The following is a 14,646-nucleotide window of genomic DNA, read 5'->3' as shown; positions in this document are numbered from 1 at the left end:
GCGTCGCTTCGGCCCGGTGCGGGCCGGACGTCAGCCCAGGCGGGTCAGCTTGTCCGTGAACCCGGGCTCCACGAGGTCGTCCCGCAGCGCCACCGGCACCTGCACCGCGCCGCTGGTGCCTCCGTCGCCGACCGTGAGGGTGCCGACCTTGGTGCCGGCCTTCGCCGTGTGCGGCAGGTCGTCCGCGGCGAAGGTCAGCTTCACGGTCAGTCCGCCCCAGCCGACGGCCTTGACGTCCTTGGTGGCGACGACCGGCGTCCGGCCGCCGAGGCCGTCGTCGACGTACCCGACGACGCTCCCCTTCTTCAGGATCGTCGACGACTTCAGGGTGTCCTGGGCGGCCCGGATCAGCTTGTCGCTGGAGTCCAGCGCGGCGGCGAGGATGCCGCCGCCGACGTCCGGCTGGCGCACCACGGCACCGACGATGGTCCGGGTCTCGCCGCCGATCTCCTTCTTCGCCGCGAAGACGAGGTTGCCGAGCGCCGAGGTGGTGGTGCCGGTCTTGATGCCGACGACGTCGTTGTGCCCGACGAGCTGGTTCCAGTTGGGGTGGTTCTCGCCCTTGTAGTCGTTGTACGACATCATCGCCGCGACCTCGCGGAAGGCGGGCTCCTTCATCGCCGCCTTGGCCAGCTTCACCTGGTCCACGGCCGTGCTCACCGTCGTGTTGTTCAGCCCGGACGGGTCGGTGTACGTCGTGTTGGTCATGCCGAGGTCTTTCGCGGCGGCGTTCATCTTCTCCACGAACGCCTTCTCCGAGCCCGCGTCCCAGCGGGCCAGCAGCCGCGCCACGTTGTTCGCGGACGCGATCAGGACGGCGCTGAGGGCCTCGCGCTGGGAGATCGAGTCACCGGCGTAGACGTGCACGGTGGACTCGTCGCCCGCCTCCGACTGCTCCTCCGCCGCCTGGTCGATCTTGATCTTCGGGCCCTCGGCTCCGCTCTTGAGCGGGTGGTCGCGCAGGACGAGGTACGCGGTCATGACCTTGGCGACGCTGGCGATCGGCACCGGCTTCTGGTCGCCGGACGAGCCGAACGAGCCGATGCCCTGCACGTCGAGCGCGGCCTGCCCGCTGGCGGGCCACGGGATCTCCGGCTTGCCACCCTCGAAGGTGAAGCTGTCCTGCGCCGTGAGGTCGAGCGTGGGCGCGGGCAGCGGCCGCATGGACTGCACGACACCGAGGATGATCACCAGGAGGACGACCAGCGGCGTCCAGATCTTCACCCGGCGCACCGTCGTGCGCAGCGGGGTCTCCGGGGGCGGCGGGGTGTTCGTCAGCTCCGCCAGCAGGTCCAGCGGCGGCTTGGGCGGCAGCGGCTGCTGGGTGGTCCGGTCCGGCCCGACGTGCGACCTGGCGGCGGTGACACCGGTGCGGGGCTTGGGCGTCTCCGGGGCCTGCGCCGCCTGCGGGGGCTTGCGGTTCGCCGGGTCGTCGGGATTCCGCAGCGCGACGAACTTGCTGGTCCGCTCGGCGTCCCCTTCGGCCGGGGAGGCGGGGGCGCCGCCCAGCTTCAGCATCGTCGTCGGCTGATCGACGGCAGGCTTGTCCAGCCGCGGCGCCTTGAACACGGCCGTGGGCTGATCGACCTGCGGCGCGTCGTCGTCGCCGCCGTCGGCGTCAAGGTCCTGCGCGGACGCCGACTTGCTGCCGGACCCGGGCTCGGTACCGGGGTCGCGCGTCGCACCGGCTCCGGTCGCGGCGCCTGAGCCGGGCTTGGTGTCCGAGCCGGTCGGGGTGCCTGAGCCGGGCTTGGCGTCGGGGTCCGGCTTCGGGTCCGACGTGGGCTTGGTGCCGGTTCCCGGCCGGGCATCGGAGCGGGACGTGGCCTCTGCCGTCGGCTTCGCGCCGGGGCCGGGCCGGGTTTCCGAACCGGACGTGGCCCCGGGTCCCGGCTTCGCGTCGGGCGTGGTGTCGGAGTCCGGCTCGGCGGCCGGTCCGGGCTTCGATTCCGGTGCCGTATCCGCCTCCGCGCCGGAGCCCGAGTCGGTGCCCGTGCCGGAGACCGCGGCCGCGGCCGGACCGGCGTCGGCGGCCGGCTCCTCGGACGCGGACCGCGCGTCGGAACCGTCGGCGGCCGAGTCCTCGCCGTCCTCGGACGCGGACCCCGTGCCGGAGTCGGAGTCGGAGTCGGAGTCGGAGTCGGCCACCGGGCTCGTACCCGTGTCCGTACCCGTGCCCGTGCCCGAGGCGCCGTCGGGCTTCCCCGTGCCGTCCCCGGCGTCGTCCTGCGCGTCGCCGTTCCGGTGGCCGTCCCGGGCGGAGCCCTCCGCCTCGACGAGCTGCGCGTTGGCGGCGGCACGCTCCTCCGCGGTGGCCACCCAGGCCGCGACGGCGTCCCTCAGCCGGCCGTCCTTCCCGGTGCCCGGCACCGCGTCCTCGGCGCCGGCCGCCCCGGACGGGTCCGACGGCGTGCCGGGCGTTGCGGCGTCCTCGTCCTCGTCCTCGCCGGAGGCGTCCGGCTCCGGCTCGCGGACCGAGAGCACACGGGTCGCCGTGTCGACGCCCCCGCGGGATCCGCCACCGGCCCCCGCGGAACGCTTCGCGTCCTCCCGCGCCACCGCCAGCCGCGGATCACGCGGTTCGCTCGAACCGGTCCTGGCTTCGGGAACCGGACCCGCGCTCCCCGACGTCGGTTCTTCCGACGACTCGCGCTGCTTCGACCTGTCGGGGGACTCGCCCGCCACCGATGCCTCCTCCATGCGCCGCACGTCCCGTGCGCGCTACCGAACCCGTACCGAAACCATTTACCAGTGTCCTGTGTACGGGTGGAACCCACGCGGAAGACGAGAACGACATACCTACTGGTTCCACTACGAAGCGGTCACGCACCCTCGACAGACCAATGTGAGAGGGGTCACCCTGTCTGTCATCCACGCGGGGAGGCATGGATGGGCAGGAGCCGCAGAACACTTCCGGAGGAGCTTCTGCTGCTGGCGCTGGACCCGACCACGGGTACCACCGCACAGCCGCAGTCGCTCGACCTCGGTCTGGCCGGAGCACAGCTTGTGGAGCTGGCGCTGGCCGGACGGATAGCCCCAGACGGGGATCGTATCGCCGTGGTGGCCCCACGGCCGACAGGAGATCCAACCCTGGACTGCGCGTTGGAGTTGCTGCGAAGGCGCGGCGCTCCGGTCCGGGCGGTCAACTGGATCGGCGGACCCCGGCTGGGGCTCCGCCAGACCTATCTCTCGCATCTGGAGCGCTGCGGCATGGTCCATGCCGTGGAGGGCCAGATGTGCGGGGTGCTGCCGACGACTCGCTACCAGGCGACGGACACGGCGATCAGCAGGGAGATCAAGGCCCGGCTGGACTCGGCGATCCGCACCGGCGTACCGCCGGACCCGCGGACCGCGGCGCTCGCCGCGCTGGCCCACGCGGTCGGACTCGGCAAGCACCTCTACCCGGGCAACGAAGGACGCTCGTCGCGGTCCCGGCTGCGGGACCTCATCCGGCACGACCCCATGGGCGGCCTGGTGGCGCACGCGGTGATGGACGTCCAGAACGGCGCTGCGGCACAGCCACGCCGCAGTCCGGCCCCGGCCGGCCGCCAGGCCCCGGGACCGGGGGCGAGGTCCGCCCCGGAACCCGCCCGCGGTGTTCCGGCGCAGCCGCGCCACGGATCCATGGCGCGAGCGGCGGCCCACTAGCCCGCGAGCACACCGCACAACCGAACGACCCGCACAACCGGGCACACCGCACAACCGAACGACCCGCACGACCGCACCACAGCAACGCCGCACCGCCAGTCCCCCAGGCCCGGTCACGGGAGCCGCAGGTCCGCGCGGGGCGGCGGAACCGACCGTACGTCCGGCACGCCGGACCGAGGAAAGGTTCCGCCGCCCCGCGCGGCCACATGACGGGGGCGCGAGGAACCGGCTCGTACGCGGCGCATATCGACCGTTTCCCAGCGGCAGAACGCACCTTGGTGGCAATCTGCTCAACAGCAGATACACATAGTGGCAGGCAAGAGTCACCCAGCCGGAGGTGCACGTCCCGTGGCGTCGAGTGTCAATCCCACCGTAAGGCGGCGTCGGCTGGGCCAGGAGTTGCGCCGGCTCCGCGAGCAGAAGGGCATGACGGCCGAGGAGGTCGCCGAGCGGCTGCTGGTCTCCCAGTCGAAGATCAGCCGCCTGGAGAACGGGCGGCGCAGCATCAGCCAGCGGGACGTCCGCGACCTGTGCGGGGTCTACGAGGTCGAGGACCAGCGGATCGTCGACTCGCTGATGCAGATGGCCAAGGACTCGCGTCAGCAGGGCTGGTGGCACGCCTTCGGGGACATCCCGTACAGCGTCTACATCGGCCTGGAGACCGACGCGGAGTCGCTGCGCACCTACGAACCCCAGATCATCACCGGCCTGTTGCAGACCCGGCCCTACGCGGAGGCGCTCATCCAGGGCGCGTTGCCCGAGACGTCGGCCGCCGACGTCGAGAAGCGGGTGCAGGTCCGCATACGGCGGCAGGAGCGCATCTCCGCCGAGCACAACCCGCTGCGGCTGTGGGTGGTCCTCGACGAGGCCAGCCTGCACCGGGTGGTGGGCGGCAGGCAGGTGATGCGGGAGCAGTTGGAGCACGTCGCCGAGATGTCGCAGCTACCGCACATCACCGTGCAGGTGCTGCCGTTCGACGTCGGCGCGCACCCCGGCATCAACGGCCAGTACTCCATCCTGGAGTTCGCCGACACGGCCGACTCCAGCGTGGTGTACATCGAGGGCGTGACCAGCGACCTGTACCTGGAGAAGGCGCCGGACGTGCAGAAGTACACGGTGATGTACGAGCACCTGCGGGCGCAGGCCCTGAACGTCGAGCAGTCCCGGCAGCGCATCGAGGACGTGGCGAAGGAGTACGCACGCTGAAAGGGGCGGAACGGGGCGGCATAGTACACGGCTGCCCCGATGTACAGGAAGACTCGCCTGGAATATGCCATCCGGTCGAGTGAATGGCTGCTCCGCACGGAGAGGCCAGCGAGTAGCGTCGATCACGCCAAAGATCACACGTCATTGGCGTAAACCACACCCGCGACTCGCCATCGGAGCAGACATGGCAATTCTTCAGGGCGCCCAGGAATCGTGGACCAAGTCCTCCTACTCCGGAGGAAACGGCGCGTGCGTCGAGGTCAGGTCACCGCTCGTGGCGGCGCTCGCCGTCCGCGACTCCAAGGTGACCGACGGCCCGGTCCTCGCCTTCCCCGCCGACGCGTGGAACGCCTTCGTGACCTCCGTCAAGGAGTAGCCGCCACGCCTAGCCCGCCCATACCGCCGGCGGTGCCCTCTCGACCAGTTCGCCGACCTTGCCGAGAGGGCACCCGTCGTCCCGCCCGCGTCACCTCACGGGGAACGCCACGTCGCACACCGGGTCCTGCGGGCCCGCCGCCTCCCAGTCGGCGAAGTACACCTCGCGGCACGGTCCCGTCACCGTCAGGCCCCGCGCGGCGATCCACTCCTCCACCGCCCCGAAGGCGGCCAGGATCTGCGGGAACGCCACCTGGGCCTTGGTGATCCGGGTGTAGGCCAGCCGCCCGGCCGGCTCCACCCGCACCCGGGTCTGCCGGGCCCGTCCCCGCTCCTCGCTCCACGCCCGCGCCGCCGCCGCGTCGGCCACCGGCACGCAGGACTCGGCGGGGCCGTCGCTCTCCGCCGACACGTCCGCGTGGTAGACGACGAACGGCGCCGCCGTCACACCCCCGCAGTCCCGCGCCGCCTCCTCCAGCCGCCCCAGCGAGGCGCCGATCCACGTCGGCAGCTCGTCCGCCAGCACGTGCCGGCTCTCGCTGAGCACCACCTGCTCGGGCACGTCCACCGTCTCGACCACGAACTTCCCGTACACGTCGGAATCCCTTCCCGTCAGCCGTCCACGGAGGTACTCGGCGAGCGTGCGCTGCCCGGCCACCCGGGCCTCCACGCCCGCCCAGTAGGCGTCGAGCAGACCGGCGGCCCGGTCGCCGTCCGCGTGGACCACCTCGGCGATCCGGGCGAGCGGCATGTCCAGCCGGCGCAACAGGGCCACGAGCCGCGCGCGTTCGACCTGCCCGGCGCGGTAGTACCGGTAGCCGGTGGCCTCGTCCACGTGGGCGGGTGCCAGCAGGCCCAGCCGGTCGTACAGCCGCAGGGCCTTGGCCGACAGCCGGGCCCGCGCGGCGAACGCGCCGATCGTCAGCAGCGTGTCGTCGCGCACCACCTTCACGCGGTCGGTCATGCCGCCACCGCCCCCTTCGTTCCCGCCGTCCACGTCCTCGTCCTCCGTCGCCGGGCGGCCGTTCCGCCCGGCGACGCGGACACTCGGGCCTGACCCAGGGGCAAGGTCAACCGGCGAGGTGCGCCTCGACCGCCGCGACGACCTCGGCGGCCTCCGGCTCGGTCTGCGGGGAGAACCGGGCGGCGACCTTCCCGTCCCGCCCGACCAGGAACTTCTCGAAGTTCCAGTGGATGTCCCCGCTGTGCCCCTCGGCGTCCGCGAACCCGGTCAGCCGCTCGTACAGCGGGTGCCGTCCCTCCCCGTTCACCTCGACCTTCTCGGTCATCGGGAAGGTGACCCCGTACGTCGCCGAGCAGAACTCGGCGATCTCGTCGGCGCTGCCCGGCTCCTGGCCCATGAACTGGTTGCAGGGCACGCCCAGCACGGTGAACCCCCGCTCCGCGTACCGCTCGTGCAGCCGCTCCAGGCCGGAGTACTGCGGGGTGAGCCCGCACTTGGAGGCCACGTTGACCACCAGTACGACCCGGCCCGCGTACTGGGAGAGGTCCGCGGACCCGCCCCCGAGGGCGCCGATCTCCACGTTGAGGGGCAGGCTGTCGTCGTTCCGCGTGTTCGATGAGGTCGTCATGGACCGGATGCTAGTCCCGGCACCCGGTGCGCCCACCGCCGCCCGCCTCCACCAGCACCTCCCCGGCCGGCGTCCGCGAGTACAGCACCGAGCGGCCCGCGCGCCGCCGCTCCACCAGACCCGCGTCCAGCAGCACCCGCAGGTGCCGGCCGACCGAGCCGAGGCCCTGGCCGGTCACGCCGACCAGGTGGCTGGTGCTCATCGGGGTGCCGAGCAGCGTCAGCACGGTCGCGCGGGCCGGGCCGAGCAGCGCGCCCAGGGCGGCGGGCACGCGCCGGGCGTCGTCGTCCGCGAGGGCGCCCGAGCACGGGTAGACCACCGCGTACCGCTCGGGCTCCTCCCACGCCACCCAGCCGTGCCGCTGCGGAGTGATCGGCACGAGGATCAGCTCGGCCCCGGACAGCTCACGCGGCGGATACGGGTTCAGGTTGATCTGGAGCCGGCTGTCGCCCAGCCAGCGGGTGCCCGGCCGCAGCGCGTCCAGGACCGTCGCCCAGCCTCCCCGGCTCACCTGCGCGGTCCGCGCGACGACGTCCGCCTCCAGGATCCGGCGACGCCGCTCCCAGTCCGGCCGTACCGCCTGCGCCCAGACCTCCTCCAGGAGCGCGGCGGCCCGCTCCGGCAGGTCGTCGCGGTCCAGGGCGGCCGGGAGCGGGCCGCCCCCGAGGGAGACGGCCAGGTCGGCGCGCGCCTCGTCGGGGTGCGTCGCCCGGATCCGCGCGACGCCCTCCTCGAAGCTCAGGCCCTCGACCGGCGTGGGGGTGAGGAAGTCGGCGTTCCACTCCCGGCCGAGCCCCGCCCCGACGAGCAGCGCGGCCACCGGGTCGGCCGCCATCCGGCGCAGATGGGCGGGGCGGTGGGCGTCGAGCCAGGCCCGTTCACCGGGATGCCCGGCCACCCCGCAGTGCAGCAGCTTCAGACAGGCGAGGGCCTCGTCGAGCGGCGAGACCACGAAACGGCTGCGGGCGAGGGTGTCCGCGTTGACCTCCCACCAGCCCATGCGCTCTCCCCTCCCTCCGGCCTTTCGCGTCCGCGCGAAACACTAACGGCCGCCCCGACGGCCGCCCCACACTCCCCGCATGCCCGACACGAGCCGCAGAAGCTACGCGGACCTCTTCCGCACCCCGGAGTTCAGCCCGCTCTTCCTCTCCTCCGCCGCCAACCTCGCCGCGCAGACGGTGAGCGGCCTCGCGCTCGGCACCCTGGTGTTCCGGGCGACCGACTCGCCGCTGCTGTCCGCGCTGAGCATGTTCGGCCCGGCGCTCGCCCAGGTGCTGGGCGCCACGTTCTTCCTCTCCGGCGCCGACCGGCTGCCGCCGCGCGCCACACTGGCGGGCCTCTCCCTGTCCTTCGCCGCCGCCACCGCGGCCCTCGCGCTGCCCGGCCTGCCGGTGTGGGGCATGCTCGCCATCGTCTTCGTGGAGGGCCTGATCGCCTCCCTCGGCGGCGGGGTCCGCTGGGGCCTGCTGACCGAGATCCTCTCCAAGGACGGCTACCTGTCCGGGCGTTCGCTCTTCAACATGATGAACGGCGTCCTGCAGATCGCCGGTTACGCGGCCGGCGGCGTCCTGGTGACCGTGGTCTCCCCGCGCCTGTGCCTGCTCCTCGCGGCCGGTCTGTACGCCACGGCCGCCGTCGTCGCCCTGCGGCTGACCCGCCGTCCGCCCCGCACCGCGGGCCGCCCCTCCGTACGGGCCACCTGGCGCGCCAACGCCCGCCTGTGGTCCGCCCGTCCGCGCCGCCACCTCTACCTGGCCCTGTGGATCCCCAACGGCCTCGTCGTCGGCTGCGAGTCGCTGTACGTCTCCTACGACCCCCGCGCCGCTGGCACGCTGTTCGCCTGCGCCGCGCTGGGCATGCTGGCCGGGGACGTGACGGTGGGCCGGCTGCTTCCGGCCCGGCTGCGCCCGCGCCTCGGCGTGCCGCTCCTGGTGCTGCTGGCGACGCCGTACCTCGTCCTGTTCCTGCGCCCGCCGCTGCCGCTCACGGCCGTGCTGGTCGCGCTGGCCTCGGTGGGCTTCGGCGCGACCCTGGTGCAGCAGGAGCGCCTGCTCGCCCTGACCCCCGACGGCCTCTCCGGGCACGCCCTCGGACTGCACTCCGCCGGGATGCTCACCATGCAGGGCGTCGCCGCGACCCTGGCCGGAACGGTGGCCCAGCTCACCTCACCGGCGACGGCCATGACCGTGATGGCCGTCGCCTCCCTCGCGGTGACGCTCACCCTGACGGTGGCCGGCCGACGCGACGCGCCCGACGGCGGACTGCTGCCGGCCCGGGTGGTCCGGGCCGACTGAAGCCCGCCGCCGCCCCGGGAGGACCGGCGTGGGCCGTGCCCCCGCCGTGCTCAGCCGTGGCGGGCGCCGGCCGACGCCATGCCGAGCCAGGTGTGCGGGTTGCCCTCCCAGCACCAGCCGAGCTTGGGTGCCCGCCTGCTGATCCAGAGCGCGGGGACCCGGCGGTCGCCGCACCGCGAACCGCCCAGTTCGAAGCACTTGTTCTTGACCAGGATCTCGGGGAACGCGGTCAGCAGGGCGATGCCCTCTTCGATGGTCAGGAGCGTGCGGCCCCGCTCCGCGACGGTGGCCATCGCGTCGGCCGGTACGACCCCGCAGAACTCCTCACCGCGCTCGACGTCGAACAGCAGGTGGACGCCGTTCCGCCCGGGCGGACGGGACGGCTCGGTGGCGACGAACCGTTCCAGGGAGCCCGGCTCGAAGCTGCGGTCGACGAACCCGGGCAGCCGGCCACCGTGGAGGGTGATCAGCGGCATGGTCGCCTCGATCGGGGCGAGTTCGCGCCCGACGACCAGGACGAAGGGCACCCGGCCGGTCGTGGCGGGGTCGTACGCCGCGGTCCCGGCGCGGGCCACGGCCTCGGCGCGCAGTGGCGCCACCAGTTCCGCGAACTGCTCCGGGGTGCGGCCGGACAGTGCCGGGTAGCCGAGCGCGACGAGGGTGCCGGCCTGCCGGTCGAACTCGGCGGCGGCGTCGAAGGCGGGGGAGTGCGTCGAGTCGGTCAAGCGGGCTCTTCCTTCCGTGGGTCCTGGTGGGTCCTGGTGGGTCCTCGGGGTCCTCGTGGGTCCTTCGCCGGTTCGGCCGGGGAAGGCCGGCGCGTCGGTGGTCAGGGGCGCTCCTTCGCCGCGACGGCCTCGATCTCGGCCGGGGTGCCCGACATGATCGTCCGCACGTGGCGGGTGACCAGCTCCACCGGCCAGTCCCACCACGCGGCCCGTTGCAGTCGCGCCACGTCCTCGGCGTCGTACCGGGTCCGGATCGGCCGGGCCGGGCTGCCGCCGACCACGGTGTACGGCGGCACGTCGGCGGTGACGAGCGACCCGGCGGCGACGATCGCGCCGTCCCCGATGCGCACGCCTGGCATGACGGTGGCGCCGTAGCCGAACCACACGTCGTTGCCGACGACCGTGTCGCCGCGGCTGGGCATGCCGGTGACCAGGTCGAGCGTGGCCTCGCCCCAGGCCCCGCCGAACATGGTGAACGGGAACGTCGACACGCCCATGGTGGGGTGCTCGGCCCCGGCCATCAGGAACCGGGTGCCGGTCGCGATGGCGCAGTACTTGCCGATGACCAGCCGCTCCGGACCGTAGGCGTAGAGGACGTTGCGGGTCTGGAAGGCGGTGGCGTCGTCGGGGTCGTCGTAGTAGGTGAAGTCGCCCACCTGGATGCGCTCGTCGGTGACGAGGGGCTTGAGGAGGACGACGCGCGGGTGCTGCGCCAACGGGTGCAGCACACCGGGATCGGGAACGGCCCCGCGCTCGGCGCCGGACGCGGACGCGGACTCGGGCGTGGGACTGGACTCGGGCGCGGGACTGGACGTGGCGTCGGTCAAGACCGGACCTCGATTCTGGCCAGGGAGCCGGTTTCCAGGGCGCACCACAGGGCGCCGTCGTGTGCGGTGATGCCGTGCGGCTCGCTGTCGGCGCGGGAGAGCGCGTACGAGGTGACGCGGCCGTCGACGGTGACGCGACCGACCCGGCCGCTGCCCCACTCGGTGAACCAGAGCGCGCCGTCGGGCCCCGCCGTCACCGCGTGCGGCCTGGCCGCGGGGTCGGGCAGGGGGTACTCGGTGATGTCGCCGGCCACGGTGATCCGGCCGATGCGCCCCGCCCCGATCTCGGTGAACCACAGCGCGCCGTCGGGCCCGGTGGCGATGCCGACCGGCGCGGCGCCCCCGGTCGGCAGCGGGTACGCGCGGGCGCGGCCGTCGGTGGTCAGGCGTCCTACGGCGTTCCCCTGGTTGAGCGTGCACCACAGGGCGCCGTCGGGCCCGGTCGTGAGGGCGGACGGGAAGGCGCCGGGGGCCGGGTACTCGGTGACCTCGCCGTCGGCTGTGATCCGGCCGATGCGGTCGGCCGAGCCGAGCGTGAACCACACCGCCCCGTCCGGCCCCGCCGTGATCCCGTACGGCCCGCCCTCGGGCGTGAGGGGGGCGAACGACGCGTAGTCGCCCCCGGGCGTGATCCGGCCGATGCGGTGCGACCGGTACTCGGTGAACCACAGGGCGCCGTCCGCGCCCGCCGTGATCACGGTCGGCCCGTCGCCGACCGGGTGGACGGTGGCCAGTCCGTCGTCCGGGTCCCTGCGGGCGACGGCCCCCTGGTGGACGAGGGTGAACCACAGGGCGCCGTCCGGTCCTGCGGTGAGCCCGTAGGGGCCCGCGCCCGCGTCGCTCACGGTCAACTCCCGTACGGATACGGTCTCGTGCCTCTCGGTAAATTCGTTCATCGGACATAAAGTTACTGCGAGGCTACTCATTCCGTCAAGATAAATTTACTACCGAGGTAGAATTTCCCTCATGGACTTGACCGACACCTCCGCGCCGAGCCTGCGCGAGACCAAGAAGCGCGAGACCCGGCAGCTGATCTCCGATCACGCCACCAGGCTGTTCATCGAGCGCGGCTTCGAGCGCACGACCATCGCCGACATCGCCGAGGCGGCCCGGGTGGCCAAGAAGACGGTGACGAACTACTTCCCGCGCAAGGAGGACCTGGCCCTGGACCACCAGGACGAGTTCGTCGGCGCCCTTGCCGCCACCGTGGCGGCACGCGAAGCCGGTCAGACCCCGCTGACGGCCCTGCGCACCGCCTTTCTCGCGGCCGTCGCGGCCCAGGACCCGGTCGCGGGCTTCGCCGGCGAGCCGTTCATCCGCATGATCGCCGACAGTCCCACCCTCACCTCGTGCCTGCGCGGCCTCCACGACCGGCGGGAGGAGGCCCTGGCCGCGGCCCTGGCCGACACGACCGGCACTCCCCCCGGCGACATCACCCCCCGCACGGCCGCGGTCCTGCTGGGCGGGGTCCACCGCGTCCTGTTCGACCGGATCCAGGAACTGACCCTGGCGGGGCACACGAACGCGGAGGCCGCCGGGGTGCTGGCCCGGGAGGCGCCGCGCGCCTTCGACCTGCTGGCCCCGGCCCTCGCCGACTACGGACGCCGCGCCCCGGACCCGGCACCCGGCCGGACGGTCACCGCCCCTCGCGGCGCCGGGAGTTGAGGCGCGCGGCCCGGCGCGTCAGATGGTCGCGCTCGGCGAGGTCGGGCGCCTTGCGGGCCGCCTCGGCGTACAGCCGCGCCGCCGTGTCCAGGTCGCCGTCACGCTCGTGCAGGTACGCCGCCACCGCCGCGTAGCGCGGCAGCGTGTCGTCCAGCGCGGCGAGCGCGGCGAGACCCGCGCGCGGACCGTCGGCCTCCCCGACGGCCACCGCGCGGTTGAGCCGGACGACGGGGTTGCCGGTCAGCCGGGCCAGCTCGTCGTACCACTCCACGATCTGCACCCAGTCGGTCTCCTCGGCGGTGGGCGCGTCGGCGTGCAGGGCGGCGATCGCGGCCTGCGCCTGGAACTCGCCCAGCCGGTCCCGGGCGAGCGCCGCCTGGAGGATCCGCACCCCCTCGGCGATCGCCGCCGTGTCCCACCGTCCGCGATCCTGCTCCGCGAGCGGCACCAGGCTGCCGTCGGGCGCGGTCCGGGCCGCGCGGCGCGCGTGGTGGAGCAGCATCAGCGCGAGCAGGCCCGCCACCTCGGGATGGTCGACGGAGGCCGCGAGCTGCCGGGTGAGCCGGATGGCCTCGGCGGCCAGGTCGACGTCGCCGGAGTACCCCTCGTTGAAGACCAGGTAGAGCACCCGCAGCACGGTGCCGACGTCGCCGGGCCGGTCGAACCGCACGCCGGAGACCGTGCGCTTGGCCCGGCTGATCCGCTGGGCCATGGTCGCCTCGGGCACCAGGTACGCCCGGGCGATCTGCCGGGTGGTCAGCCCACCGACGGCGCGCAGGGTGAGCGCGACGGCCGAGGACGGCGACAGCGAGGGGTGCGCGCACAGGAAGTAGAGCTGGAGCGTGTCGTCCACGTCCGGAGCGGCACCGGGCGCCGGCTCCTCCTCGACCCGGTCCTCGCGCCGCCGGCGGGCGGTGTCGGCGCGGGCCGCGTCGAGGAAGCGCCGCCAGGCCACGGTGACCAGCCACCCCTTCGGGTCCTTCGGCGGGTCGTCGGGCCACCTGCGGACCGCCTCGACCAGCGCGTCCTGGACCGCGTCCTCGGCCGCCGCGAAGTCGGCCCCGCGGCGGACGAGGACGGTCAGCACCCTCGGCGTGAGGCTCCTGACCAGGGCCTCGTCCAGGTTTACGGGGTCCACGGGAGCCACGGGGTTTACGGGGTCCGTGGAGGCCACGTCCATCGGCGAGGTCACTCCGTGACGGTCGGGTGCGCGCCCAGGAAGGGGCGCAGCTCCAGCCACTCGTGGATCGGCCGCCCGCCCGCCCCCGGCGCGGCGGACAGCTCCCCGGCCAGCTCGACGGCGCGCTCGTAGCTGTCGACGTCGATCACCATCCAGCCGGCGATGAGGTCCTTGGTCTCGGCGAACGGCCCGTCGGTGACCGGGGGACGCCCCTCGCCGTCGTACCGCACCCACGTCCCCTCGGGGGCGAGCGCCTGCCCGTCGACGAACTCGCCGGTCTTCTCCAGGCGGGCGGCGAAGTCGTTCATGTACTGGATGTGCGCCGAGATCTCGTCCGGCGTCCACTGGTCCATGGGCACGTTGTTGGCCGGTGCCGGGGCGCCTCGGTAGTGCTTGAGCAGCAGGTACTTGGCCATGGTCCGTCGTCTCCTCGGTGCTGGTGCGGCCCATTGTGGCCGCCTTCACCCCTGGGACGGAGCCGGACGCGCGTTCTCGACACGGCGGGAGGGATCAGACGGAGGTTTTTTCCGCGAGGTCCTTCAGCAGCCCCTCCACACCGTGCAGGAAGGTCTCGGCCACCAGCTCCGGGTCGGTCAGGCACCCGGCCGCCATCGCACCGTCGCGGAGCATGACGAGGTGCCGCCCGGCGGCCCCGGCGGCCCCGGCGGGCGCGTCGCCCTCGCGGGCCCGGGCCAACAGCTCCGTGACGGTGCGCAGGAACCACTCCCGGTGGGCCAGGACGGCCCGGTGCACCGGATGGGCCGGATCGGGGTACTCGGCGACGGCGTTGAGGAAGGCGCAGCCGCGGAACCCGGGTGACCGGATCCCGTCCACGAGGGACCGCGCGACCGCCCTGACCTGCCCGGCGGCCGAGGGGGTGCTCTCCACGGCCGCGGCCACCTGCTCCCGGATCCCCCGGTCGGCCTTGTCGAGGTAGGCGAGGACGAGGTCCTCCTTGCCCGCGAAGTGCCGGTACAGCGTGGCCCGGGTGACCTGCGCCTCCGCGGTGATCCGGTCGATGCCGACGGAGTGGATCCCCTCGGCGTAGAAGATCTTCGTCGCCGTGCCGAGCAGCCGTGTGCGCGCTGCGGAGGGGGTACGGGCGGCTTCTGTGCTCGGGCTCATGCGACCACC

At 73.5% G+C, this 14,646-nt stretch carries 15 protein-coding genes; 5 read left to right on the top strand and 10 right to left on the bottom strand.

Annotated features, from left to right (window positions below; translation table 11 throughout):
* Window positions 1-30 precede the first annotated feature (30 nt).
* A complete protein-coding gene (locus IG88_RS0108520; protein WP_234332080.1) occupies window positions 31-2,700 on the bottom strand; it encodes a serine hydrolase in 2,670 nt (889 codons plus the stop codon).
* 189 nt (window positions 2,701-2,889) lie between these two features.
* Between IG88_RS0108520 and IG88_RS0108515 the strand changes: the two genes are divergently transcribed.
* The 3 genes from IG88_RS0108515 to IG88_RS0108505 all read left to right on the top strand — a co-directional run bounded on the left by IG88_RS0108515 (window position 2,890) and on the right by IG88_RS0108505 (window position 5,230).
* Window positions 2,890-3,648 (top strand): GOLPH3/VPS74 family protein, encoded by a 759-nt coding sequence (locus IG88_RS0108515; protein WP_030399279.1) that lies wholly within the window; start codon window positions 2,890-2,892, stop codon window positions 3,646-3,648.
* A 348-nt stretch (window positions 3,649-3,996) separates the two neighbouring features.
* Entirely contained in the window at window positions 3,997-4,854 is an 858-nt protein-coding gene (locus IG88_RS0108510) for a helix-turn-helix domain-containing protein (RefSeq protein ID WP_031036909.1), read from the top strand.
* Between the two features lie 184 nt (window positions 4,855-5,038).
* Window positions 5,039-5,230, top strand: a complete 192-nt coding sequence (locus IG88_RS0108505; RefSeq protein ID WP_030399277.1) for a DUF397 domain-containing protein — start codon at window positions 5,039-5,041, stop codon at window positions 5,228-5,230.
* 90 nt (window positions 5,231-5,320) lie between these two features.
* On the opposite strand, the gene IG88_RS0108500 is transcribed toward IG88_RS0108505, so the two are convergent.
* The 3 genes from IG88_RS0108500 to IG88_RS0108490 form a co-directional block, all read right to left on the bottom strand.
* The gene (locus tag IG88_RS0108500) at window positions 5,321-6,193 is read right to left on the bottom strand and encodes a MerR family transcriptional regulator (protein ID WP_031036906.1); all 873 of its coding nucleotides are present in this window, start codon (window positions 6,191-6,193) and stop codon (window positions 5,321-5,323) included.
* Between the two features lie 106 nt (window positions 6,194-6,299).
* Entirely contained in the window at window positions 6,300-6,821 is a 522-nt protein-coding gene (locus IG88_RS0108495; RefSeq protein WP_031036902.1) for a glutathione peroxidase, read from the bottom strand.
* A 10-nt stretch (window positions 6,822-6,831) separates the two neighbouring features.
* The gene (locus IG88_RS0108490) at window positions 6,832-7,821 is read right to left on the bottom strand and encodes an ArsR/SmtB family transcription factor (RefSeq protein WP_031036900.1); all 990 of its coding nucleotides are present in this window, start codon (window positions 7,819-7,821) and stop codon (window positions 6,832-6,834) included.
* 79 nt (window positions 7,822-7,900) lie between these two features.
* Between IG88_RS0108490 and IG88_RS0108485 the strand changes: the two genes are divergently transcribed.
* Window positions 7,901-9,115: an MFS transporter gene (locus tag IG88_RS0108485; RefSeq protein ID WP_031036897.1), complete on the top strand. Its 1,215-nt coding sequence runs from the start codon at window positions 7,901-7,903 to the stop codon at window positions 9,113-9,115.
* A 50-nt stretch (window positions 9,116-9,165) separates the two neighbouring features.
* On the opposite strand, the gene IG88_RS0108480 is transcribed toward IG88_RS0108485, so the two are convergent.
* From IG88_RS0108480 to IG88_RS0108470, 3 genes are all read right to left on the bottom strand, one after another.
* Window positions 9,166-9,840, bottom strand: a complete 675-nt coding sequence (locus IG88_RS0108480; RefSeq protein WP_031036895.1) for a DUF5701 family protein — start codon at window positions 9,838-9,840, stop codon at window positions 9,166-9,168.
* A 101-nt stretch (window positions 9,841-9,941) separates the two neighbouring features.
* Complete coding sequence (locus IG88_RS0108475; protein WP_031036892.1) at window positions 9,942-10,568, bottom strand: CatB-related O-acetyltransferase; 627 nt, start codon at window positions 10,566-10,568, stop codon at window positions 9,942-9,944.
* Window positions 10,569-10,663: 95 nt separating this feature from the next.
* Window positions 10,664-11,563 carry a virginiamycin B lyase gene (locus IG88_RS0108470; RefSeq protein WP_031036889.1) on the bottom strand — a complete coding sequence of 300 codons (900 nt, stop codon included), beginning with the start codon at window positions 11,561-11,563 and terminating at the stop codon, window positions 10,664-10,666.
* A 70-nt stretch (window positions 11,564-11,633) separates the two neighbouring features.
* Here IG88_RS0108470 and IG88_RS0108465 point away from each other — a divergent pair, with 70 nt between their 5' ends.
* Window positions 11,634-12,332: a TetR/AcrR family transcriptional regulator gene (locus IG88_RS0108465; protein ID WP_051851836.1), complete on the top strand. Its 699-nt coding sequence runs from the start codon at window positions 11,634-11,636 to the stop codon at window positions 12,330-12,332.
* On the opposite strand, the gene IG88_RS0108460 is transcribed toward IG88_RS0108465, so the two are convergent.
* From IG88_RS0108460 to IG88_RS0108450, 3 genes are all read right to left on the bottom strand, one after another.
* Window positions 12,304-13,455, bottom strand: a complete 1,152-nt coding sequence (locus tag IG88_RS0108460) for an RNA polymerase sigma factor (protein ID WP_031036882.1) — start codon at window positions 13,453-13,455, stop codon at window positions 12,304-12,306. The two genes, IG88_RS0108465 and IG88_RS0108460, sit on opposite strands and share 29 nt — an antisense overlap.
* 65 nt (window positions 13,456-13,520) lie before the next feature.
* Window positions 13,521-13,928 (bottom strand): YciI family protein, encoded by a 408-nt coding sequence (locus IG88_RS0108455; protein WP_031036881.1) that lies wholly within the window; start codon window positions 13,926-13,928, stop codon window positions 13,521-13,523.
* 94 nt (window positions 13,929-14,022) lie between these two features.
* Window positions 14,023-14,637, bottom strand: coding sequence for a TetR/AcrR family transcriptional regulator (locus IG88_RS0108450; protein ID WP_031036877.1), 615 nt, complete (start codon window positions 14,635-14,637; stop codon window positions 14,023-14,025).
* Between the last annotated feature and the right edge of the window lie 9 nt (window positions 14,638-14,646).

Origin of the sequence: Streptomyces sp. NRRL F-5650, from assembly GCF_000721365.1 — a bacterium.
In the GTDB taxonomy this organism is placed as follows: domain Bacteria; phylum Actinomycetota; class Actinomycetes; order Streptomycetales; family Streptomycetaceae; genus Streptomyces; species Streptomyces ardesiacus.
This window is presented reverse-complemented; position numbering and strand designations above follow the sequence as displayed.

Coding starts and splice junctions, on each gene's coding strand:
- IG88_RS0108520 (WP_234332080.1), bottom strand. CDS start 2,700: ATGGAGGAGGCATCGGTGGCGGGCGAGTCCCCCGACAGGTCGAAGCAG.
- IG88_RS0108515 (WP_030399279.1), top strand. CDS start 2,890: ATGGGCAGGAGCCGCAGAACACTTCCGGAGGAGCTTCTGCTGCTGGCG.
- IG88_RS0108505 (WP_030399277.1), top strand. CDS start 5,039: ATGGCAATTCTTCAGGGCGCCCAGGAATCGTGGACCAAGTCCTCCTAC.
- IG88_RS0108500 (WP_031036906.1), bottom strand. CDS start 6,193: ATGACCGACCGCGTGAAGGTGGTGCGCGACGACACGCTGCTGACGATC.
- IG88_RS0108495 (WP_031036902.1), bottom strand. CDS start 6,821: ATGACGACCTCATCGAACACGCGGAACGACGACAGCCTGCCCCTCAAC.
- IG88_RS0108490 (WP_031036900.1), bottom strand. CDS start 7,821: ATGGGCTGGTGGGAGGTCAACGCGGACACCCTCGCCCGCAGCCGTTTC.
- IG88_RS0108485 (WP_031036897.1), top strand. CDS start 7,901: ATGCCCGACACGAGCCGCAGAAGCTACGCGGACCTCTTCCGCACCCCG.
- IG88_RS0108470 (WP_031036889.1), bottom strand. CDS start 11,563: ATGAACGAATTTACCGAGAGGCACGAGACCGTATCCGTACGGGAGTTG.
- IG88_RS0108465 (WP_051851836.1), top strand. CDS start 11,634: ATGGACTTGACCGACACCTCCGCGCCGAGCCTGCGCGAGACCAAGAAG.
- IG88_RS0108455 (WP_031036881.1), bottom strand. CDS start 13,928: ATGGCCAAGTACCTGCTGCTCAAGCACTACCGAGGCGCCCCGGCACCG.
- IG88_RS0108450 (WP_031036877.1), bottom strand. CDS start 14,637: ATGAGCCCGAGCACAGAAGCCGCCCGTACCCCCTCCGCAGCGCGCACA.